This window comes from Frankia sp. QA3, from assembly GCF_000262465.1.
Classification (GTDB): domain Bacteria; phylum Actinomycetota; class Actinomycetes; order Frankiales; family Frankiaceae; genus Frankia.
This window is the reverse complement of sequence record NZ_CM001489.1, coordinates 7,136,983-7,159,007: the sequence shown is the minus strand read 5'-3', so window position 1 is coordinate 7,159,007 and position 22,025 is coordinate 7,136,983. Positions and strand designations below refer to the sequence as shown.

Annotated in this window: 20 protein-coding genes; 8 read left to right on the top strand and 12 right to left on the bottom strand. The window is 69.8% G+C overall.

Annotated elements, in window-relative coordinates; all coding sequences use genetic code 11:
- Positions 1-179 precede the first annotated feature (179 nt).
- From FRAQA3DRAFT_RS29240 to FRAQA3DRAFT_RS29230, 3 genes are all read left to right on the top strand, one after another.
- Positions 180-1,283, top strand: a complete 1,104-nt coding sequence (locus FRAQA3DRAFT_RS29240; RefSeq protein ID WP_051054503.1) for a substrate-binding domain-containing protein — start codon at positions 180-182, stop codon at positions 1,281-1,283.
- Between the two features lie 138 nt (positions 1,284-1,421).
- On the top strand, positions 1,422-2,618 hold the full coding sequence (locus FRAQA3DRAFT_RS29235) for an acyl-CoA dehydrogenase family protein (protein ID WP_009742669.1): 1,197 nt from the start codon (positions 1,422-1,424) through the stop codon (positions 2,616-2,618).
- Between the two features lie 54 nt (positions 2,619-2,672).
- Positions 2,673-3,830 (top strand): LLM class flavin-dependent oxidoreductase, encoded by a 1,158-nt coding sequence (locus FRAQA3DRAFT_RS29230; protein WP_009742668.1) that lies wholly within the window; start codon positions 2,673-2,675, stop codon positions 3,828-3,830.
- Positions 3,831-4,034: 204 nt separating this feature from the next.
- Here the strand turns inward: FRAQA3DRAFT_RS29230 and FRAQA3DRAFT_RS29225 are convergent, their stop codons facing one another.
- Positions 4,035-5,558 carry a serine/threonine-protein kinase gene (locus tag FRAQA3DRAFT_RS29225; protein WP_009742667.1) on the bottom strand — a complete coding sequence of 508 codons (1,524 nt, stop codon included), beginning with the start codon at positions 5,556-5,558 and terminating at the stop codon, positions 4,035-4,037.
- 270 nt (positions 5,559-5,828) lie between these two features.
- Between FRAQA3DRAFT_RS29225 and FRAQA3DRAFT_RS29220 the strand changes: the two genes are divergently transcribed.
- Positions 5,829-6,623, top strand: a complete 795-nt coding sequence (locus FRAQA3DRAFT_RS29220) for a fibronectin type III domain-containing protein (protein ID WP_051054502.1) — start codon at positions 5,829-5,831, stop codon at positions 6,621-6,623.
- Between the two features lie 659 nt (positions 6,624-7,282).
- Positions 7,283-8,197 (top strand): LLM class flavin-dependent oxidoreductase, encoded by a 915-nt coding sequence (locus tag FRAQA3DRAFT_RS29215; protein WP_009742666.1) that lies wholly within the window; start codon positions 7,283-7,285, stop codon positions 8,195-8,197.
- Between the two features lie 95 nt (positions 8,198-8,292).
- On the opposite strand, the gene FRAQA3DRAFT_RS29210 is transcribed toward FRAQA3DRAFT_RS29215, so the two are convergent.
- Entirely contained in the window at positions 8,293-9,261 is a 969-nt protein-coding gene (locus FRAQA3DRAFT_RS29210; RefSeq protein ID WP_009742665.1) for an aldo/keto reductase, read from the bottom strand.
- A gap of 595 nt (positions 9,262-9,856) precedes the next feature.
- Positions 9,857-10,252, bottom strand: coding sequence for a hypothetical protein (locus tag FRAQA3DRAFT_RS29205; protein ID WP_157467749.1), 396 nt, complete (start codon positions 10,250-10,252; stop codon positions 9,857-9,859).
- Positions 10,253-10,688: 436 nt separating this feature from the next.
- Between FRAQA3DRAFT_RS29205 and FRAQA3DRAFT_RS29200 the strand changes: the two genes are divergently transcribed.
- The 3 genes from FRAQA3DRAFT_RS29200 to FRAQA3DRAFT_RS35540 all read left to right on the top strand — a co-directional run bounded on the left by FRAQA3DRAFT_RS29200 (position 10,689) and on the right by FRAQA3DRAFT_RS35540 (position 12,765).
- Positions 10,689-11,171 (top strand): MarR family winged helix-turn-helix transcriptional regulator, encoded by a 483-nt coding sequence (locus FRAQA3DRAFT_RS29200; protein ID WP_009742663.1) that lies wholly within the window; start codon positions 10,689-10,691, stop codon positions 11,169-11,171.
- A gap of 273 nt (positions 11,172-11,444) precedes the next feature.
- On the top strand, positions 11,445-12,536 hold the full coding sequence (locus FRAQA3DRAFT_RS29195; protein WP_009738931.1) for an NAD(P)/FAD-dependent oxidoreductase: 1,092 nt from the start codon (positions 11,445-11,447) through the stop codon (positions 12,534-12,536).
- 67 nt (positions 12,537-12,603) lie between these two features.
- Positions 12,604-12,765 (top strand): hypothetical protein, encoded by a 162-nt coding sequence (locus FRAQA3DRAFT_RS35540; protein ID WP_157467747.1) that lies wholly within the window; start codon positions 12,604-12,606, stop codon positions 12,763-12,765.
- Between the two features lie 74 nt (positions 12,766-12,839).
- Here FRAQA3DRAFT_RS35540 and FRAQA3DRAFT_RS29190 read toward each other — a convergent pair whose 3' ends face one another.
- The 9 genes from FRAQA3DRAFT_RS29190 to FRAQA3DRAFT_RS29150 form a co-directional block, all read right to left on the bottom strand.
- The gene (locus FRAQA3DRAFT_RS29190; RefSeq protein WP_009742662.1) at positions 12,840-13,958 is read right to left on the bottom strand and encodes an acyl-CoA dehydrogenase family protein; all 1,119 of its coding nucleotides are present in this window, start codon (positions 13,956-13,958) and stop codon (positions 12,840-12,842) included.
- Positions 13,955-14,581, bottom strand: coding sequence for an antibiotic biosynthesis monooxygenase (locus tag FRAQA3DRAFT_RS29185; RefSeq protein WP_157467745.1), 627 nt, complete (start codon positions 14,579-14,581; stop codon positions 13,955-13,957). Before FRAQA3DRAFT_RS29185 ends, FRAQA3DRAFT_RS29190 begins: the two co-directional genes overlap by 4 nt.
- A 156-nt stretch (positions 14,582-14,737) precedes the next feature.
- On the bottom strand, positions 14,738-15,523 hold the full coding sequence (locus tag FRAQA3DRAFT_RS29180; RefSeq protein ID WP_009742660.1) for an SDR family oxidoreductase: 786 nt from the start codon (positions 15,521-15,523) through the stop codon (positions 14,738-14,740).
- A 1-nt stretch (position 15,524) separates the two neighbouring features.
- The gene (locus tag FRAQA3DRAFT_RS29175) at positions 15,525-16,220 is read right to left on the bottom strand and encodes an antibiotic biosynthesis monooxygenase (protein WP_009742659.1); all 696 of its coding nucleotides are present in this window, start codon (positions 16,218-16,220) and stop codon (positions 15,525-15,527) included.
- 10 nt (positions 16,221-16,230) lie between these two features.
- On the bottom strand, positions 16,231-16,998 hold the full coding sequence (locus FRAQA3DRAFT_RS29170) for an SDR family oxidoreductase (RefSeq protein ID WP_009742658.1): 768 nt from the start codon (positions 16,996-16,998) through the stop codon (positions 16,231-16,233).
- A gap of 133 nt (positions 16,999-17,131) precedes the next feature.
- Complete coding sequence (locus FRAQA3DRAFT_RS29165; protein WP_009742657.1) at positions 17,132-18,163, bottom strand: methyltransferase; 1,032 nt, start codon at positions 18,161-18,163, stop codon at positions 17,132-17,134.
- A gap of 93 nt (positions 18,164-18,256) precedes the next feature.
- Positions 18,257-19,021 (bottom strand): SDR family oxidoreductase, encoded by a 765-nt coding sequence (locus tag FRAQA3DRAFT_RS29160; RefSeq protein ID WP_009742656.1) that lies wholly within the window; start codon positions 19,019-19,021, stop codon positions 18,257-18,259.
- Positions 19,022-19,604: 583 nt separating this feature from the next.
- Positions 19,605-20,978, bottom strand: coding sequence for an MFS transporter (locus tag FRAQA3DRAFT_RS29155; RefSeq protein WP_009742654.1), 1,374 nt, complete (start codon positions 20,976-20,978; stop codon positions 19,605-19,607).
- Positions 20,975-22,021 (bottom strand): LLM class flavin-dependent oxidoreductase, encoded by a 1,047-nt coding sequence (locus FRAQA3DRAFT_RS29150; protein ID WP_009742653.1) that lies wholly within the window; start codon positions 22,019-22,021, stop codon positions 20,975-20,977. Before FRAQA3DRAFT_RS29150 ends, FRAQA3DRAFT_RS29155 begins: the two co-directional genes overlap by 4 nt.
- Between the last annotated feature and the right edge of the window lie 4 nt (positions 22,022-22,025).

The window sequence follows — 22,025 nt, the reverse complement described above, 5'->3', positions numbered from 1 at the left end:
ATGGCGGGTTCGTGCCGTTGAGTAGCGCGCATGAAGCCGTCGAATTCGAGCTGGCCAGACCCGCGCCGCTCCGGTGTGCCGTCCCCTGCCAGCGCAACTCGGCTGCGTCGCTCAGTGGTAATCGCGCCTTGAGGTACATGCCGAGAGCCCGACACATCTCCATGACGTTGGCCGCGCTTGTGACCGTGGCGGTGGCACTCACCGGTTGCGCCGAGGCCAGTAGCGGCGGCGGCTCGCCGAACGCGGCGAGAAGCAGCGCGCCGTCAGGCGCCGCCCTCGCCAAGACGGAGCAGTTCGTCGCCCCGTATGTCAGGGCGCCCGTGTGGCGTGGTCCAGCCACTTCGCCGCCGGTCGCGCAGGCCAAGCACATCGTCTACGTCAACCAGTTGCCCACCCAGCCGCTGTTCAGAGCCATCGGAACGGCGGCGAAGGAAGCCGGGCGGGCGCTCGGCTGGAACGTCACCGAGCTCGATGCCGCGACTCTGAACGACCTCCCCGAGGTGTTCAACCGAGCGATCGCGCAGAAGCCGGACGGCATCGTCTTCTCCAACCTCAGCGCCAACGAGTACCCGACGATCACCGCTGCCCTCGCCAAGTCGAAGATCCCGACCGTCGTCATCGGCGTGCTCCCCAACCAGGTCAACAGCAGTTACACCCACGTCGTCGACCTGCACTACTCGCTGCAGGGTCAGCTGATCGGCGCGGCCGCCGTGCTGGACCGCAAGGCTGACGCGAAGCTCGGGGTGCTGGGCTTTGCCCCCGGCTTCGACCCGTCGGGAGAGGCGCTTATCGCGGGCATCAAGAGCTTCCTGGCCAGCAGCGGCGGAGGGTCGGTCGTCGCGACCAAGACCATCGACGTCGCCACCGTCACCGATCCCTCGGCGGTGGGGCAGTCGTCGGTCGCGTTCGTGCAGGCCAACCCGGAGCTCAACGCGTTCTACGTCGGTTACGACGGCACGTCCAGCACGGTCGTGCCGGCGCTGCGACAGGCGGGGCTGCTCAACCGGGTGGACGTGCTGGCCTACCAGGGCGATGCCCAGCAGCTTGGCTGGGTCCGCGACGGCGGCGGTCAGGTCGCCGACGTCGCGTGGTCGCAGGCCTGGGCGACGTGGGCGGCTTTTGACGATTTCAACAGGATCTTCAACAATGTGACCCCCCCAGCGGACGACGGCGTTCCGGTGCGCCTGTTCACGAAGAATTATCCGCCCCCCGCCGGAAGCACGACCTGGTCGGGAGACTTCGCCTTCAGGGCCAAGTACAAGGCGTTGTGGAAGATGAGCTGAGATGGTGAGCGAACACGCCCTGTCGATCGGTGCCGTCGCCATGAGCTTCGGCCCGACCCGGAGCTCTTGGCGATGTCGCGCTCGCGTTCCCGAAGGGGACCGTGACATGACCAGCTCAACTGACGGATGGGAAAACCGATGAGCAAGACCACGATCGCCGGCCTGGACCGCGCCGAGATCGACCGTGTCATCGCATCGCTGCGCGCCAGCGCGGTGGAGCGTGAGCAGGGACGCATCCTGCCCGCCGACGAGGTCCGCGCCCTGGTCGCGGCCGGGATCGGCGCGATCCGGGTGCCCGAGGAATTCGGTGGTGCGGGGGCGTCCATCCGGGAGCTCGCCGCAGTGCTCATCGAGCTTGCCGCCGCCGATTCGAACCTCACCATGATTCTGCGTGGTCATCTCGGCTTTATCGAAGATCTCCGCCTTCGGCCCCGCAGTGCGGCGGTTGAGGAGCTGCTCACCGCGGCCGGTCGGGGGGAATTCTTCGGCCCGGCGGGGTCGGAACTCGGCGGGGCGAGCCTGTTCACGCTGAGCACCCGGCTACAGGAGGAAGACGGGCGGTTCTTCCTCGAGGGTGAGAAGTACTACACGACGGGCAGCCTGTTTGCCGACTGGGTGTGGGTGCTGGTGCCGTATGACGGCGGGTTCGCGGGCGTCTACGTGACCCGCGACGCCCCGGGAATCAAAATCATCGATGACTGGGCCGGCTTCGGCCAGCGCCTCACCGCCAGTGGGACGGCGACGTTCGAGCACGTCGAAGTCCGGCCCGAGCTCATCTTTCCGTTCTCCGACCGCGCGTTGGCGGAGTACATTCCGGCGTTCACGCAGTTCGTGCACTCGTCGACCCAGGCCGGCATCGCACAACGCCTGGCCGAGGACGTCGCCGACGTTGTCGGTGCGCGGTCGCGGACCTATCCGCTCGCCCCGAATGACGCCCGACCGCAGGACGACCCACAAGTGCTGCAGGTGGTCGGCGAGATCGCGAGCGGCGCGTACAGCGCCAAGGCGAACGTGCTCGCCAACGCGGACGCCCTGGACAACTTCGCCGACCCCGTGCGACGGGCACGGACACCCGACGCGCTCGAGGCGGCGATCGTCGCCTCGTCGGCGACCCAGGTCGTCAACACCCGACTGCTCGGCGACCTCAGCTGGCATTTCTTCGACGCGGCGAGCGCCAGCACGACGCAGAGCGCGCTGGCCTTGGACCGCCACTGGCGCAACGCCCGCACCGTCTCCTCGCACAATCCCGCCATCTACAAGGCGCGAACGGTCGGGCACTACCTGGTGCACGGCTCGTTCCCGGGAAAGGTGGCGTTCGGCAGCGAGGAGGGGTAACGCCCGGCACCCATAACAAGGCCGCTCACCCGCACACCAGGAGCACGCCCCACCATGACCGCAACCGCTGTCAGCGCGCCTACTCCGACCGCGCAACACCCCTTCAAGCTCGGCTTCCTGACTCACGTCAACGGACCCGGCAAGGACGCCCGGACCGTCTATCGTGAGCTGCTCGACCTCTTCCAGGCGGCCGACGAGCTGGGCTACGACGGGGGCTGGGTGGCGCAGCACCACCTGCGCCGCGACTACGGCCGGCTGCCGTCACCGTGGGTCTTCCTGGCCGCCGCCGCGCAGCGCGCACCGCACCTCCATCTGGGCACCGCGGTCACGACCCTGACGCTCGAAGACCCGCTGCGACTGGCCGAGGATGTGTCGGTCCTGGATGCGATCTCCGATGGCCGGGCCGAGCTCGGGGTCGGCAGCGCCGGGGGCAGCTACGACTCGTTCCGCGCTTTCGGGCGCGTGGTCAGTGACCGCCGCGAAGTCTACGACGATCATCTGGCCAAACTGCGTGCGGCACTCACCGGCCAGCCGCTGACCGACGCGCCGGGCGCACCCACGCTGCAGCCGCATTCGCCCGGGCTGGCCGGCCGGTTGTGGCAGGCCGTCGGCAACGGCGAGCGGGCCGCCGATGCCGGTCGGCTCGGCGACGGGCTGCTGATCGGCACGCACCTCCTCGACCCGGAGACGGCACAGAAACCGATCATCGAGGCGTATCTGGCTGGCTGGCGGCAGACCCACGACCCTGACGGGCCTGAGCACCCGCGGGCCGGCATCGTGCGCTGGGTCTTTCCTGCCGATGACCGAGCGGCGGCGCGCGACGACCTGGGGCCGGCGCTCGTGGTCCAGCGCGAGATGCACCGCGAGACCTATACCGAGCTCGGGGCCACCGAGCTGCTGGAGCTGACCGCCGAGCAGTTGCTCGATCACCTCCACGTCCACTGCGGCACGGTCGACGAGGTCATCGCCTCGCTGCGGGCCGACCCGGCGCTGTTCGGCTACGCCGACTGGTTCGTGCCCATCGTCAGTCACGAACTGTCCGACGTCGACGCCGACATCCGCCGGCTCGAAGTGGTCGCGACCGAGATCGCGCCGGCATTCGGCTGGAGCCCGGCGCGCGAGACCAGCCGCGTGACGGAGTCTCCCGTCGTCAGCGTCGGGGCCGTCGGCGACGGCGACGTCACGCGCTTCCCCATCGGCGTACACCGGTGAGTGCAGGGATCGTCGACCCGCATCCTCCTCGGCGATCCCTGCTGTCTTCCGACGCCGGTCTAGTTCCCGGCGAGCTCTCTTCCGGTCGGCCGCGTCCGTCAACAGCCTCGAGCGCCTCCGGCGGTTCACGCACGCCGACGACCCAGACAACCGTTTCGCCTTCGAGCCCGACATCCCCCCGGATTCCGGCATCCCGCCTGCCATCTAGGTCGGTCCGGCCGGTGGATGACGTGGCCGAGGCACCTCGGTGAACGCGGCGCCGCCGAATCTCCGCAACGCGGCGACGACCTTGTCATCGGATGCGCCGGACAGATCCTCAAGGACGCAGAAGACCAGAACGCCCGCGTCGTCGAGATGCGGAGGCTCGGAGCGGCCCTGATAGGGACCTGCGCCGGTCGGATCCGACAGGTCGATCTCGATGCGGCCGGCGCGGACGCGGACGCCGCTGACCTGCTCGCGGGGTAGGACGTGGTCCTCGGCCCCACGGCGGTACCGCAGCGACGTCTCGTCGAGCACGAGCACGTCGGGTCGACCGAGCAGATAGACGAAGACGCCGGCCCAACATCCGAAGAAACCGGACCAGAGGACAGCCAGCGCATAGGTCCAGGCTGGAAGATCGATAACCGGTTCGAGGATCCAGGGGACGGCGGCAGCCGCCAGCGCACAGACCGAGAGCACGCCGCCGACGGCCCGGCGCAGCGCAGCCTCGCGGTACCGGATCGGCCCCGTCATCTCGACCGGGTCCGCCTCCGCCGCCAGTTCCGGCGCGGGCTGACCATGCACCACGATGCGGGTCGCGTCGGCCTCCACCCGTCCGACGTGCGCACGGACGCCGTCGCCCAAGGTCATGAACGCGTCGGAGGCCGACGCGGCGTCGGACTCCTGCGGCAGCTCCCGAAGCTCGGTTGCCGCGACCCGGAGGGCTGCCAGCCCCGCATCGCCGGTCAGACGGCGCTCCGGATCCTTGACCAGAAACCCCAGGATCGCGCCGGCCAGGGGCTCGGGAGCCCGGACGAGGCGGGGGTGTTCGGTGAGAACAGCCTGGATCGTCGCGGCTTCGGTCGGGCGGGAGAACGCCGAAACCCCTTCGACCGTGCAGTACAGCGTCGCCCCGAGCGAGAAGAGGTCGCTCGCCGACAGCATGCGGGTGCCCCCGAACTGCTCCGGCGCCATGTAGGCCAGCGTCCCGATCGGACCTTCCGTGATGGTCGGTTCGGATGCATGGACCGCCACCCCGAAATCGACGAGTACCACGCGACCGTCCTCGCCGATCAGAATGTTCGCGGGTTTGACGTCCCGATGGGTGATCCCGGCCTGATGGGCGGCGGTGAGCGCGTCCAGCACCGCGACCCCGATCCGGGCGACCTCGCCGGGTGGAAATGCGCCGCGTACGTGGATCGCCTCGGCCAGCGAGACCGACGGTATGAACTCCATGATGATCCAGGGCAGGCCGCCCTCCCGAACCACATCGAGCACGGTGACGACGTGCGGGTGGTCGCGAAGTTTCGCAACCATCCTCGCCTCCCGCTCGACCCGGGCCAACATACGCGCCGTATCGTCGAGGGAAGCCGCCGGAGACAGGCGTACTTCCTTGGCCGCCACCGTGACATCGAGGGTCTCGTCGAACGCACGCCAGACCGTTCCGTAGGCACCGGCGCCGAGTTGCTCGACGAGCCGGTACCGCCCAGCGACCCTGCGGCCGACAGCATCGCCGGTACCTGCGGTCACGCGCTTTCCCCTCGCCCTGATGTTCGATAGCCCCACTAGAGCGTTCCATTATAGGCAAGCAGGGGCGGGGAGCACCGATTGACCTGCGGACGATGCAGGCAAAAGAGCCACGATGTTAAGGTCCTGCGAAGTGCGCGTTCCCGGTTCTACCGGCTCGAGGAAAGGGACCCTATGGGAACCGGCACATCGCCGGTCACGCCGAACCTCCTTGGCCGGACGTCGCGCCAGTTCAGATCTCGGATACGAAGCGGCGCACGGATCCTGGCGGGTGTGCTCGGCACCGGCATTCGGCCGTGGCTGACCGGCCTGATGTTGATGGTCGTCGCCGTCGTGGCGGGGCTGTGGGCGGCTGGTGGCGGCACGGCCGGGTCCGACCGGGCGGGCGGAACTCCCAACGCCCTGGCCGGGGCACGGACGGACGCTACGCAACAACTCGCACTGTCCACCACACCATCGTCGTCCCACTCGGCCGTGCCCTCCCCATCCCAGGTTCCGCCCACCGCCTCGGTGCCCGGGGCGCCGTCCGGCCTCACCGCCGCAGGCGGAGACGGCACCGCACTGCTGTGCTGGACCGCGTCGCCAGGCGCCGACGCATACACCCTCTATTACCGCGATACAACGGCCGGCCAGGGCTGGAACCGGATGCCCTACCCGATCAACAGCACCTGCTACACCGCCGAGCAACTGACCAACGGGCACGCCTACGAATTCCGCATCACCGGAAGCAACAGCACCGGCGAGTCCGCGCCGTCCCCGGTCGCCGGGGCCACCCCGGTGGGGCCATCCCCACGGCCTTCCCAACCAACCGGTCTGACGGCGACACCGGGGAACGGCACCGCACGGCTGTGCTGGACCGCGTCGCCAGGCGCCGACGCATACACCCTCTATTACCGCGATACAACGGCCAGCCAGGGCTGGAACCGGATGCCCTACCCGATCAACAGCACCTGCTACACCGCCGAGCAACTGACCAACGGGCACGCCTACGAATTCCGCATCACCGGAAGCAACAGCACCGGCGAGTCGGACTCCTCGAACACGGCCACTGCCACACCGCACGGCTGAGAGCTGACGTGCCGCCTGACGCAGAGGCGGTGACCCGCTCGCGGCCTGTCCTCCACGACGGTAGGTGGCAGCCGGCGCGGCGGCCAAGCCGGCGGACGACGGCGGACGAGCGTGGACGGTCAGGACCGGCGACGTAGCGTAGCGGCCCGAGGGCCGTGCCGGCGGCTGCCGCCAGGGCTTCCGATGATGATCCGGGCAGAGACATGCCGCCGCGTTCCGCGGGACCGGACTTGCAGTTCGCAGGACGCACAGTTATAGTTCGTGGTACGAACTTAAAGCTTCGTTGCGGGAGCGTGAGATCTTGGGTCATACGGTCACGGTCATCGGCGGTGGTTATGGGGGTGCGGCGGTCGCCTCGGTGCTGGAGGTCGAGGCCGACGGCGTCCTCGTCGGCCCCCGGACGCGTTCGTCACCAGCAACCACCGTGCCGACGACCGGCTTCCGACCCGCACACCGCAGGGACAGGCCCCCGCCACAACGTTCTCCTAATACGAGGGCGCCGGCCTGTTCACCGGCCGTCTTACCGATCAGTTCGGTTCCACCGCCACCGGCACCATCCCGTAACCGGCAGACCAGGTGAACTCGCCGAGCCTCGGCACCATCTTTCCACCCTCCACTCGGCACGCCCACCGGCGGGCCCCCGAAGGAAAGACAGGGCATTGTCTGTACAACAGGTCGTCTTCGGTTTCGGTGCGCACACCGGCATCGACGACGGGCCGGAGCTGCTGCGCACAGTCCAGCAGGCCGACCGTGACGGGCTTGACATCTTCTCGCTGTCGGACCACCCCTACATCGGCGGGCGCCTGGACGCCTACGCCGCCATCGGCTTCATTCTCGGTGGCACGCGGCAGATCGCCGGCTTCGCCAACGTCAGCAACCTGCCGAGCCGGCCCGCTCCCCTCCTGGCCCGGGCGGTGACGTCACTGTCGGCGCTTTCCGGCGGCCGCGTCGTGCTCGGCCTGGGAGCGGGCGGGCTGTGGGATCGGATCTCCGACCTGGGAGTGCCGCGGCTGTCCGCCGGCGACGCCGTGGACGCCTTCGAAGAAGCGATCGTCCTGGTCAAGAAGCTGTCCGGCGGCGGTCCGCCGGTCACCTACCGGGGCCGCTTCTACCAGGTGAACCAGATCGAGCCGGCACCGGTGGCCGCGCCGCCCGTGTGGACCGGATCGGTCGGGCCGAAGTCGCTGGCCGCCACCGGCCGGGTGGCCGACGGCTGGATCCCCGGCCACGCCGCGGACTGGCGCAGCGAAAGATACCGGCAGTCGCGGCCGGTCATCGACGAGGCAGCGGCGGCCGTGGGCCGCGATCCGCGCGAGATCCGCACGGTCTACAACCTTCCCGGACGCATCACCGACCGGTCGCTAGCCGCCACGCGTGATAACACCGGCCGCTGGATCGGCGGTTCCGTCGGCCAGTGGGTCGAGGAACTGACCGGGGCCGTGCTGGAGCACCGCGCGTCCGGCTTCATCCTCTTCTCGCCCAGCGGCGGCACGCCGGACATCGTCAGCGTCGGCCGCTGGGCCAACGAGATCGTCCCGGCCGTACGCGAAGCGATCGCGAAGGACAACGACTAAAAGCCGGACCGGCGAGCGGACGCACTGGGCCGACGCCGGCCGCTGCTGGCCGGCGTCGTGCCGTACACCGTTTCCTCGGCACTTTCCTCCGGGGGTCAGAATCCGGTCGGCTGGCGCAGCGTGTAGGGCTCGGTGAGCATGCGGATCTCGTCGCCGGTGAGGCGTACGTCCAACGCCGCGGCGGTGTCGGCGAGGTGGCGGGAGTTGGTGACGCCCACTATCGGGGCGGCGACCACCGGGTTTGCCAGCACCCACGCAAGCGCGACCTGCGCCATGGGGATGGCACGGCCCTCGGCGACTTTCTGCACGGCCTCGATGATCGGCTGATCGCCCTTACCGAAGGCCCGACGGCCGATGGGGTCGGTGTCGAAGCGCTTGGTCTGTTCTCCGAAGGGCCGCGCGAGCCGTCCCTTGGCGAGTGGGCACCACGGGATGCTGGCCACGCCCTGGTCGGCGAGAAGGCCGAACATCTCGCGCTCCTCCTCGCGTTGCATGAGGCTGTACTGGTTCTGCATCGAGATGAAGGGGGTCCATCCGTGCAACTCCGCGATGTACTGCATCTTGGAGAACTGCCAAGCCCACATCGACGAGGCACCGAGGTAGCGGGCCTTGCCAGCCTTGACCACGTCGTGCAACGCCTCCATGGTCTCCTCGACCGGCGTGTCGGGGTCGAAGCGGTGGATCTGGTAAAGATCGATGTAGTCGGTACCCAGGCGGGTGAGTGACGCGTCGACCTGCTCCAGGATCGCCCTACGCGACAGCCCCGACCCGCCGGGGCCGTCGTGCATCGGGAAGTACACCTTCGTTGCCAGGACGACGTCTTCCCGCCGCGTGTACTTCTTGATCGCTCGTCCGACGATCTCCTCGGACGTGCCGTAGCCGTAGGCGTTGGCGGTGTCCCAGAAGGTGATGCCGAGCTCGATCGCCCGCCGGAAGATCGGCTCCGCGCCGGCGTCGTCGAGGGTCCAACCGGTGAACCCCCGCGAGCTGTCCCCGAAGCTCATGCAGCCGAGCGCGATGCGGCTGACCTTCAACTCCGAGGGGCCAAGACGCACGTACTCCATGATCAATTCATTCCTTTGTTCGTGCGTGTGTTCATGGGTGGACGCGGTCGTCTGCAGCCACCACATGCTGGGGAGACATGTTCGCGCGAGCTCGGTACTCGACAGCCAGGCCAGGCCAGGACGCGGCGGTACGCCCGACGTGTGGCCCGTGGGATCCAGCATCAGCAATGGACTGAACGGCACGTTTGGCCCTGTGTACGCGGTCCGCCGGTGAGCTTGCCGGGTGCATCGCGTACCCGGCTATCGTGGCCTGGGTGACATCGGTGATGTCTCCGACCGCGTGGGCATGGTCGTACCCGTGGACGTTGCGGGTCTCGGTGAGGGGGGCCCGGCCCTGCGGTGTGCGGGTCGGAAGCCGGTCGTCGGCACGGTGGTCGCTGGTGACGAACGCGTCCGGGGACCGACGAGGACGCCGTCGGCCTCGACCTCCAGCACCGAGGCGACCGCCGCACCCCCATAACCACCGCCGGTGACCGCGACCGTACGACCCAAGATCTCACGCTCCCGCAACGAAGCTTTAAGTTCGTACCACGAACTATAACTGCGCGCCCTACGAACCGCAAGCCCGGTCCGACCGGAACGCGGCAGCACAGTCTCAGTGCCTGCGGGCGACAGGGGTTCCGTCGTCCGGTTCCGAACGCGTCACGCTGGGCCCGTCGGCGTCGGCGGCCGCCGAGACGAGATCACCAGGCTGACCGCGCCGGGTTGGCCCCACCACCCCGCGCCGGGTTGGCCCCACCACCCCGCGCCGGGTTGGCCCCACCACCCCGCGCCGGGTTGGCCCCACCACCCCGCGCCGGGTTGGCCCCACCACCCCGCGCCGGGTTGGCCCCACCACCGTCCGCGCGAACGAGAGGACGAGTTCGCCGGCGAGCGGACAGGCGACGAGGGCGATCTTCGCCGGCGGCGCGGAAAGACGGTCGGGCACCACCTCGAAGGTCGTTCGGATCGTGCCGTAGCGGAACTCGACGGTGGCCGCCACGCCGGTCATCACCATGATCACCGACAGTGGAAGGAGGACGCCGACCGGGTGCCTCCAGACGTTCGGCGGACCGCCGGAGTCGATGTTGATGACGAGGTGCGGCCGGGTGACTGGTTTCCGAATCGGCCGGCGAAAAACCCGGGTTATTTCCCGCGGAAGTCCATGGTGGCCGCAGCGGTGCGCCACCCGGGTGATGGAGGCGCGATACCGCCACCAGCGGTAGCTACGACCGCACCCACACCCTCTCGCCCTCTCACCTACGGCGGTCGTGACCATGCGCTATGCAACCTTGAACGAGGCCCCGCGCTCCCGACGACCGTGGCCGCCGCACTCTGCCGGTGTCACCCCTACTCGAGCGACGATCGGGATCTCCAGGCGACATTCCAAGCACAAGCGCAGACATTTCCGCCGACGAACTGTATTGCTCGAGTGTTATTATCGGAGGGTGGACGAACGGAGCGACGGCCAGATCGGCGTGGTGGCCGCCCTGGTGCGGTCCTCGTTCCTGGTGAACGCCGTGTATGCCGAGGCTGGCCGCGAGCACGGGCTCACCCCCCAGCAGGGGCAACTGCTTTGCGTACTGATGGCGCAACCGTACGGCATGGGTGAACTGAGCACGATGCTCGGACTGGCCAAATCGAGCCTCACCGGCCTGGTGGACCGCACCGAGCGCAACGGCCTGGTCCGGCGCGTGCCGGATCGATCGGACTCGCGGGCGGTCCAGGTCGCGCTCACCCCGCGGGGCAGCCGGGTCGCGGAGGCTTTCTACACCGAGACCTGCCGGCGGCTCGAGAAGCTGCCGGCGGGGCTGAGCGCGGCCGACCGCGACACGCTTGCCGCCCTGCTCGGCCGCGTCGTGCTGGACAACAAGGTCCCCGTGGTCTTCATGGAGCCGGACCAGAGCGTCCCCACCGCCCGCAGGCGGTAGGGGCCACCGCGGGCCGCGCACCGGCTGCCGGCCCGACTTCCCGCCGTACCGCGGGTACCGGTTCGGCCGGTCCGGCCAACGATCGGACGGCCCCGCGATCCGAGTGGAAATTATCGGGCCACGACACGATGCCAAGCTCGGCCGCGCCCCGGCATAGCAGTTCGTGACACGAACTGCTATCGTTCAGGCCACGAGCATCTGCAGGCACGCATTGCAGGTGTCGATCAAGTTCGTAGCACGAACTCAGCTTTTCGTCTATGGGAGTGTGAGACCATGAGTCGTACGGTCGCGGTCATCGGTGGAGGATACGGGGGTGCGGCGACTGCGAAGGCGCTGGACGCCGAAGCCGACGTCGTCCTCATCGATCCTCGTGACGCGTTCGTCAACTCGGCGGCGTCGCTGCGGGGCCTGGTGAAGCCCGACTGGGCACCCAACATCTTCTTCCCGTTCGCGACGTGGCTCACCCGGGGCACCGCGATCCGCGACCGCGCGGTCTCGGTCGACCCCGGCGGTGTCACCCTCGCCTCAGGCCAGCGCGTCGAGGCGGACTACCTGGTGCTGGCCACCGGCTCCGACTACCCGTACCCGTCGAAGCCCGACGCCCACGCCACCAACGAAGCCCTGGACGACCTCCGCCGGACACACAAGGAGGTAGCCGACTCCACCCGGGTCCTGATCCTCGGCGCCGGCCCGGTCGGCCTGGAACTGGCCGGCGAAATCAAGGACGTCTGGCCCGAGAAGCAGGTCACCATCATCGACCCGATCACCGAGCTTCTGACCGGCTTTCAGCCCGAAGTCCGCGAGGACCTCTACCGGCAGCTCAACGAGCTCGGCATCACGCTGCGCCTCGACACAAGCCTGACCGCACCCCCTTCGACCGAACCCGGCACGGCGAAGCCCTTCACCGTCACCACCACCACCGGCGACGAGATCACCGCCGACATCTGGTTCCAGGCCTACGGAGTCAAGATCGCCAACGACTATCTCACCGACGGCCGGCTCACACCCCTCACCCCACGCGGACAGGTCCCCGTCACCGAGACCCTCAACGTCCGCGGACACCAGAACGTCTACGCGGTCGGCGACATCACGGACATCGCCGAAGCCAAGATGGCCGGCTACGCCCTGCAGCACGCCGAGATCGTGGCCCAGAACATCCTCGCCCAACTGCGTGGCGAGCAGCCCACCGCCACCTACCAGCCGCTGCCGTTCCCGATGATCCTGCTCCCCCTCGGCCCCCGCGGCGGCGTCGGCCAGCTACCCTCACCCGACGGCCCGGTCCTCGCCCCAGCGGCAACAGTCGCCGAATACAAGGGCGCCGACATCTTCACCGGCCGCTTCGCCGCCCAGTTCAGCCCCTCCTGACCAACCCACCCGGCCCGGCCCAGCCGGGCCGGGCCGGGGTCAGGTCGCTGATCAGCGCGGCCACCAGATGACGGCGCTGATCCGGCGGAAGGCCACGCCGCGCGGTGGGATCAAGGACGCGGCGCCCGAAGTCGACCCGCACGGCTGGGTTGATCCACCAGCAGTCCAGGTGGGGGACGCGAAGGCCGGCTTTACCACTGCTCAGGATCTCGCCGACGACGCTACGTGACTACGAGATCGTCGACAGATCCCCGGGCCGGCACCATCCGCGGACGCGCCCGGCCCGGGTCCCACTCCGGAGGATCAGGCGGACAGCAGCCGCCGGGTGTAGCCGAGGGCCGCCGGCTCGAACTGCAGCGCGGCATGCGAGGCGGCCGCGTGGACGTCGCGCCAGATCCGCTGCATCCGGTGGGAGCTGGCCTGGCCCCGGGTCCCGGTCACGCGAAACAACCGGTCCACCGCCCCGACGAGGATCTCCACCGCGACGGTGGCGTCGCGGTGGCTACGTTCGGCCAGGCCGTTGTCGCGCCGGCCCTGATCGGCGGTGTCGGCGACCCGCGACAGCAGCAGCTCCGCCGCGTCGATCTCGGCCGCCGCCCGGGCGAAGGAGAACAGGTTCGACTCCCTGGCCGCGGCGCGGGGGCCGCCGGCCGGGACGGCGAGATGCTGCCCGGCCAGTTCCAGGGCGCCGCGGGCCGCGCCCAGGATCGGCGCCGCGAAGGTCAGGCCGTTCACCGAGAACAACGGCGCGGCCTGCGATCTGGTCGCGGGACCGGCCAGGATGCCCTGTCTCATGTCGTCCCAGACGAACGACCGGTATTCCGGCACGAACGCCTCGTTCGCGGTGAGAGTGTGGCTGCCGGTGGCGTGCATGCCGACCGTGGCCCAGGTGCTCTTGTAGCTGAACACCTCACGCGGGAGGGCGAACACCCGCACCGCCCGATCACCCTCCCGGGGCAGGGCCGAGCTGATGAGCGCCCAGTCGGCGAACTCGACGCCGCTGACGTAAAGCCAGGAACCGGACACAGCCCACCCGCCGGGGACCGGCCTCGCCTCGACCCCGGACGCCACCATCGAACTCACCAGCCGCGTGTGCGGGCCCTTGGCCCACACCTCCTCCTGCCCGTCGCCCGGCAGGTAGGCCCCGAACCGCCCGTTGTAGGCCAGTAGCGAGGCGATCCAGGCGGCGGACGCGCACCCGGTGCCGACCTCCGCCACCGCCCTCAACACCGTCTCGCAGGTGGCGCCGGCACCGCCCCAACGCTCCGGCACGAAGCAGCCGGGAAACCCCGCCGCCGCCAACGCCTCGACGGTCTCGACACTGACCCGCCCCGAAGCGTCCGCTTCAGCGGCGGTCCGGCCGGCCACCTCGGCCGCGGCCCGGATCGCCGCGGAGTCCGGCCAGCTCCCGCCGCTGCTCACGACCGGCCCCGGATGTACTCGAGCCGGCTGAGATAGATCTCGAAAGTGACCAGGTCGTCCAGCGGCGACGGCTGCGACTGCTTGCTCAGGAAGGCGCGGAAGTTCGCCTCGTCCGTCCACTGACCGTACTCGATCACGTGCTCACCGGACAGTCCCCGGTGCACGGCGTGGGAGACGTGCCCGGGCGTGTCACCCAAACGCGAGTCGTTGTCCGTCAAATTCTTGAGCACCTCGGCCTGGTTCTCGGGGGCCACCTTGATGACCAGCACCACCGTGAACCAGGGCTGCGCAAGCGACAGCTGGGGAGCCGGATCCCAGGTGTGGACCACCTCGGACGCGATGCTGTCCAGCCGGGAGAAGGTGAGGGCCTCATTCAGCCGGCCCTGGGTCCCCCTCTCAACGATGAAGGCGTCGTAGGCCTCCTGGCTCTCCCACTGGGCGTAGTTGACCACGGACCGGCCGTCGACGCCGCGGTGGAAGTTGCCCGCGACGAGGCCCGGCTGGGTGTGCGCCGGCGGCAGGCTTCGCCACGTGTCGATCAACCGATCCTGCCCCTGCGCCCCATCGGTGTGGAAGATGTTGAACAGCGCGAGGTAGCCGTCCTCCACCCTGATCGAACTCATGCGGTCTCCGTAAGTTGTCGGGAAGAACGTCGGCTCGGCCGCCGTGGGGGCCGGGGTCGCGCGCGTCAGGGGGAGTACGGAGAACGCCGCGCGCGGGCGTCCTTGAGGGCGGTGACCCACCAGGTGAGCTCCTCAAGCAACTGGCTGGCCGGGCTGTCAGCCGCGGCCGGCCAGCATCGCGCGCATCTCGGCCGCCCATGCGTCGGCGTCGGAGGCCCGCAGGCGGAACGAGTCCGCCGAGCCGGCGTGGGTGAAGATGTGGAGCTGGTTCGCCTCGACACCCGCCAGCGCCGCCGCCGCGACCTCCTCCGGTTCCAGGACCTGCGAGTTGGCCTTCAGGACGGCGAGCGCCTGGTGGTCACTGACGCCGGCGGCCAGCATCGGCGTGTTGACCGCCTGCGGGAGCAGGCAGGAGACGCCGATGCCCCGGCCGCCGTACTCGATCGCCAGGTACTCGGCGAACGCGACGGCGCCCTGCTTGGCGACGGTGTAGGGCGCCGCGCCGAACGCGGTGAGCACACCGCAGGCCGCGATCGTCTGCAGCAGGTGCCCGCGGCCCGCTTCGAGCATCGCCGGGAGAACGGCACGCGCGGCGTACACGTGCGCCATCAGGTTGACGTCGATCGCGCGCCGCCAGTCCGCGTCCGAGACTTCGAATCCGCCGGCCATGGTGAGGCCCGCGTTGGAGGCGAACAGATCGATCGCGCCGAACCGGTCCCGGGTACGAGCGACCAGTTCCTGGATGGAAGCCTCATCCGCCACGTCGGTGCGCACCGCTATGGCGCCGTCGCCGAGCGAGGCCGCGACCTCCTCCGCCCCGTCTCCGTCCAGGTCCGAGACCACGACCCCACGGGCTCCCGCCTCGCGAAGCCGCTCGGCCAGCGCCCTGCCGATACCGCTGGCCGCCCCGGTGACGACCGCGACACTGCCTTCGATCTTCATGTCACAGACTCCCGAACGGGTTGCTGATGATGTAGCGCCACTGCCCCTCGGCGTTCTTCTTCAGGACGTCCAGTCCTCGCCCGGTGCCGGTCATCTCCGGGGCATCGGGCACCTCGAGGCTCCAGTCGACGATGAGCGCGGCCGTGTCGCCCACGACGTAGCTCTCGCGCACTTCTGCAGAAAGCTTCGGTTGCCTCTTGAGGAACTCGACGACCGTGTCCCGGTGCTCGGTCGCGCTGACCGCCTGACCGGGTTGCCAGACGGCGAGGGCGCCCGGCGCGTAGACCGCCATGAGCGCGTCGATGTCGCGGGCGTTGTAGGCGTCGAGGTACCTCTGGTTCATCTCCGCCGGGTCGGCCGCGGGCTCGGGCACCGGGCTCGGCACCGGACCGGGCGGCGGGCCGGCCAGGCTCAGCTGGTGTACCTGGAGGTCTTCCCGCAGGTAGTCCATCCGGCTGGCGAGAAACTCCTTCATGTACGGCAGGGCCAGGTGCCGGGCCAGGTCTTCCTCCGACGCCCACGTCTCGTAGAAAACGAAGAGGTTCTCCTCGGCCAGGTCGCGGTGGATCAAGCTGAGCACGCAGCCCGCCTCGCCGCGCGACCACTCGGCGAAGCTGACGAGCAGGGCGCCGAGTTCGTCGGCCTTCTCCGGCTTGGCGCGGGCGAAGCCCACCGCCGACACTGTCGTGTTGCCCATGTCTGTCTCCTCAGCCGAGTAGGGTGCCGCCGGTCGCGTCGACGAACGCGCCGGTCATCCAGCGCGCGTCACCGGACGCGACGAAGGCGACGATGTCGGCCACCTCGGAGACGTCGCCGACCCGGTTGAACGCGGACTGCGCGGCCATCTGCTTGACCGCCTCGGGGTCGGCGAACACCGGGTCGCCGTTGTCCGTGACACCCGGAGCGACGGTGTTGATGGTGATCTGCCGGGGCGCCAGCACCGGGGCCAGGTGCAGCGTGATCTGCTCCAACGCACCCTTGCCCATCGCGTAGGCGATCTGTGGCGGGAAGGCGGCATGCGTGACGCCCGACGAGATGTTGATGACCCGTCCGCCGTCCGGGATCAGCCGCAGAGCCTTCTGGATGAGAAGGAACGGGACCTTGGCGTTGAGGGTGTAGCAGTAGTCGAGGATCTCCTCAGTCACCGCGTCCGGCTCCACGCCGGAGAAGCCCGTGGCGGCCGCGTTGTTCACCAGAATGTCCAGGACAGCGGAGCCCGTGTGCTCGACCAGGGCTGCCTCGACCTCGGCCAGCAGCTGCTCCACCGTGCCCGGCGTTCCCAACTGCGCCCGCACCGCGAAGGCGCGGCCACCGGCCTCCTCGATCAGCGCCACCGTCTCCTTGGCCGCGCCCTCGTTGGTGGAGTAGTTGACGGCGACCACGGCGCCGTCGTTGGCCAGGCGCAGCGCGATACCACGCCCGATACCCCGGCTGGCCCCGGTGACCAGCGCCGTCTTGTCCTGCAGCCTGCCCATGGATGCCTCTCAGAAATGTGGGATGCGGAAAGAAACCGACGTCGGCCACGGCCGATCGGAGTCCGGCCCGCCCGAGTGCGGTCTGATGCCCTTGGTCCGAGAGCCTCGGCTCCTCGGGGGTCCTGCGCGGTCTTCAGCGATCCTTGTAGCCGATGACCAGGACGTCGTCCTGGAGGTCGGCGACCTCGGCGGTCTCCGGCCGGAAACCGGCCTCCTTCAGCCACCCGTGCAGTTCGGTGACGGAGTACTCGTGACCGCCCCGGGACCAGACGAGCATGGCCAGGCCGGCCAGCACCGCGTTCAGCGGCGGCTTGTCGCTGCCGGCCATCGGGTCGTAGACGAACACCGCGCCGCCCGGCCGGACCGCGTCGTAGACCTTCTTCAGCAGGCGCAGGCGGTCCTCGACCCCCCAGTTGTGCAGGACGTGCCCGAGCACAAGGACGTCGGCCTCGGGCAGTTCGTCGGTGAAGAAGTCGCCACCGTGAAAGTCGATCGACGATGCCGGGCCACCGAGCGTGTCCACGTACCGGCGGAAGGTCGGCTCCAGCGGCGGCAGGTCGAAGACCGCGCCACGCAGATGCGGGTTCTGGGAGACCACCTGGTAGGCGAAATGGCCGCGCGCGCCGCCGACGTCGACGAACGACGAGTAGCGGCTCCAGTCGATCCGGCTGAGCGCCAGCCCGACCGGCGTGGCGAGCAGGTCCATGCTGTCGAGGAAGCCGTCGGTCGCGACGCTGTCCTGGTAGAGGGTGTCGTATGGATTACCGCCCACGGCGGCCGGGTTCTGCGGCTTCCCGGTGCGCAGCGCGGTCGCCAGCCCGTCCCAGGCGGGGTTCAGCTCCAGCTGGCAGAAGCGCAGGTAGCCGCCGAGGTATTCGGGCCGCCCCTGGACCAGGAAGCGCTCCGCGACCGCGGAGTTCCGGAAACCGCCGTCGGCCGTGTCCAGGAAACCGAGGTGGCTGAGCCCGACGAGCAGATCACGGGTGCCGACCGGAACCAGACCGAGGTCGTCGGCGAGTTCGGCCGACGTCGCCGTCCGGCCGGACAGGCGGGTGAAGACGTCGTGCTCCACTGCGGCCAGCAGAATCCTGGTCTGCCAGTATCCGGCCATGACCCCCATGATGGAGCCGGGGTGCACGGCCGACTCGGGTGCCTGAACTGACATGTCGAAATGCCTCCTTGTCGTGACGAACAACAGGGATCAGTCGCGGGCGCCCCGGCGCATGGACAGCGGCTCGGTGGCCGGCCGGAGCGCCGTTCACCACGCCAGCAGCTGCCCTGCGGGCGTGCCGTCCTCGCCTAGAAAAATTCCGGTCGGCCCGTCGTCGTCGAGAGTGGCCAGCAGCACCGGGATGTGCGCGCCCTGCTCGGTGGTGAGCAGACCGTGGTGCCCGTTGATGTCGGTGGCCACGAAGCCCGGCGAGGCCGCATTGACCAGGATGCCGGTACCACGAAGATCGTTGGCGTAGGTCAGGGTGACCGCGTTGAGCGCGGCCTTGGACGTGCTGTACGAGAGCATGACCGGGAACTCGCCGGGCGGGTGGACCCCGGTCGGGTCGACGTTCGCCGCCGCCGCCGACAGCGAGCCGACCGCGCTGCTGATGTTCACGATCCGGGCCGACCCGGCCCGGCGCAGCAGCGGCAGCAGCGCGTTCGTCACCGTGATGACCCCGAACACATTGGTCTCGTAGACCCGCCGCACGTGTTCGGCCGAGGTCTGGCTGGGAGGCAGCATCGGTCCGCCGATGCCGGCGTTGTTGACGAGCACGTGCAGCCGGCCCACGTCGTCGGCCAACCGCTTGGCCGCGAGCGTCACCGACGTCTCGTCGGTGACGTCCAGGTGCAGGAAACGCACGTCGAGGCCGTCGGCCCGCAACGCGTTCTCGGCGGCTCGGCCTCGCTCCTCGTTGCGGGCTCCGAGGTAGACCAGCAGGCCCCGCCGGCCGAGTTGGCGGGCGATTTCGAAACCTATCCCCTTGTTGGCTCCGGTGACGACGGCGACGCGCGTGGCGGCGGAGGACATTGGTTCCCTCTCACGCTGGACTGGACGGATCGGGTGGACTGGACGGATCGGGTGGGCCGGCCGGGCAGAGTGCCGCCGGTGGCCTCGATGAAGGCGCCGGTGATCAACCGGGCCTCGTCGGTGGACAGGAAGGTGACGACGCCGGCCCGGTTGAAGGGCGATGTCCGCCACCTGGCCTTCCTGACCAGAGAAGAAGCGGCTGCGGGGCCGAGGAGATGCGGTGACAAAGTACCGGAACCTGAAATCCATTTTCTTCGGTGGGCGTCCCGGTATCAAGGGGACGAAGTCCTAGAACCAGATCCAGATCGGCAGACCTCTCACGGATATCTTAAGGTCCTTACAAGCGAGTGTCAGGCCAAGCTGAAACCGGGAGGCCGCAGCGGGCCTCGTGGTCGACGCGGAGCTGCTTCCCGCCCTCCGGGTTGTGTCGACATTCCCGCGTGCTTGTTCCCCGGGGTCCGCGCGACCGCGTCGAGGATGGAGTCGACGATTATCGCCTGGTGCTCCGGGCCGTCGACGTCGAACATGGCGATGACGACGGCCCCGGGACGACGGCCCCGGGACGACGGCCCCGGGCGGAACGTCATCGACGGGGTGATGTCGGGTGCGTCGAGGAGGTGGTCCGGCTCGGCGTGTCGACGGCGCCCTCGACGTCCCCCGGGTCCCCCGGGTCCCCCGGGTCCCCCGGGTCCCCGGCGGGCCGCCGGGCCCCGGGCTCGCGCAGGCCGGTCAGGGCGGCCAACAGACCGAGGCCCCCGATCGTGCAGATCAGCGCCAGTGCCGGCCGCTGGCCGTGGCCCAGGCCGAGCAGCAGCGCCACCAGCGGGAGCATCGTGGCCGCGCCGAGTTGCACGCCGGTCTGGTACAGCGGTACGGCGCGCCCGCGGTCGGGGACCGGGATTGCCGCCGTGGCCTGCGCGTTCAAGGCCGTGAACGACAGGACGAAGCCAATCTCGACCAGCACCAGCGTCGGCAGTATCGCGGTGAGGTACGCGGAGTGGTCCGGACGGGAGAGATACAGCAGGTAGCCGAGCAGTGACGTCAGCGCGCCCGCCGCAATCAGCCGCGTCGTCGGGAACCGGGCGATCATCCGTCCGGCGAAGGGAGCGGTGACGGCCAGCGGCAGGCAGGCCGGCAGCAGGGCGAGCGCCGTCCGCCACGGCGACCACCGGTCGAGCTGAAAGACGATCAGCAGCAGCAGGCTGATGTACGTCCCGTTCAGGCTCGCGGCGCCGAGCGTGGCCCGTCGCAACGACCCGTCGCGGAGCAACGACAGGGCGCGGCGTGACCCGGCCGCGCCGCTCGGCCGGGCCTGGCCGGCCGAAGCGATCGGGCCGCCGGAGCCGGGCGAGTCGGCCGGGAGCACCGCCAGGCCGAACACCAGCAGGGCCACGCTCAGCGGGGCTGGGAAGAGGAACGTCCAGTGCCAGTCCGCCGTCAGCAGCGCTCCGGACAGCAGCAGGCCGGCGGTGAACCCGGCCGCTCCGCACAGGGAATAGACTGAGATCGCCCGGCGCTGCTGGCCCGGGTCGGTGAAGGTGGTCGTGATGATGGCCAGGCCGGCGGGTGCCGTGACCGCCGCGCAGGCGCCCTTGACCACCCGGCTGGCGATCAGGAGCGCCACGCTGTCGGTGAGCCCGCCGACGACGGACGCCGCGGCGAAGACCGCCATCGCGACGAGATAGATACGGCGCCGTCCCCAGCGGGCGGCGATCATCGGCCCCACCGGCAGGAGGGCCGCGAACCCGAGCGCGAACCCGGCCATGAGCCACTGCACACCCATCAGCGACAGTCCGAGGCCGTGGCCGATCGTCGGCAGCGCGATCAGGACGACCGAGACCTCGATCGCGTCGAGGATCATGTTTCCGGACAGGGTGAGCAGGAGCGCCCACCCCGGCCGGTCCTGGCGCCGCGCCGGGGACAGGACCGGCCCCGAGGTCGCGGCCAGCGCCGTCATCCCCGGCCACCGCCCTCGGCCGCCAGCGGCGGGCCGGCCTCCCGCTCCCGGCCGTGGGCGGGGTGGGCGGGGTGGGCGGCCTGCAGCAGCGGCGGCAGGGCCTCGCTGACGAGCTCGATGTTCCGCACGACGAGGTCGTCGGGCATACCGGCCACGCTCGCCCAGAAGATGAGCTGGGTGACCGGCAGCCCCTGGGTTATCTCGATGATGCGTTTGGCCGCGTCCTCGGGCGTCAGGATGTCGAGCATTCCCCAGGGCCCGTCCGGATCCCGGTTGCGCAGTTCGTCGGACCGGATGAGCGGCGGAGGCGGGACGTCGGTGCCTTCCACCGCCGCCTGCCGGTAGCTGTTCATCTGATGGGCGAGATAGGGCGCCACCCGCGGCCAGGCTGCCTCCGGGTCGTCGGCGAGAATGATGGGCAACAGGTCGCCGACCCGGGCGGTCTGCGGTGCGTGTCCCCCCTCGGCCAGCCCCTGGCGGTAATGCTCGAACATGGGCCGGGAGATGTGCAGGAGCCCGATGCCAAGCTGGCCGGCCAGACGCGCCCCGCGCGGCCCGTAGAAGCCACCCCAGAGCGGCACCGGGTCCTGGATCGGCCCCGGCGTGATGCCGCCGTCCGACCAGAGCCGGCGGACCTCCCGAATGTTTGCCTCGGTCTGTCGAAACCGGCGGTTGAGGTCCGCGCCGAACAGGGCATACTCCGGTAGCCGGTAGCCGGCGCCCAGGCCGAGCTCGAGCCGGCCACCGCTGATCAGATCGACCAGCGCCGCCTCCTCGGCCAACTGGGCCGGCAGGCGGAGGGCGGGCTGCAGGATGGCGGTGCCGACCCGGACCCGACGGGTCCGGGCCGCCGCGGCCGCCGCGAGTGTCAGGGGCTGCGGAAGATAGCCGTCGGCGAACAGGTGATGTTCGGTGAACCACACCCCGTCGGCGCCGCGCAGGTCGGACTCCTCGCACAGCTCCAGGATCCGCGCGTAGTGCCGCGCCCACGGGCGGCGCCACCCGTCGGGGTTGCGCGCGTCGAACAACAGTCCAACCTTCATCTTC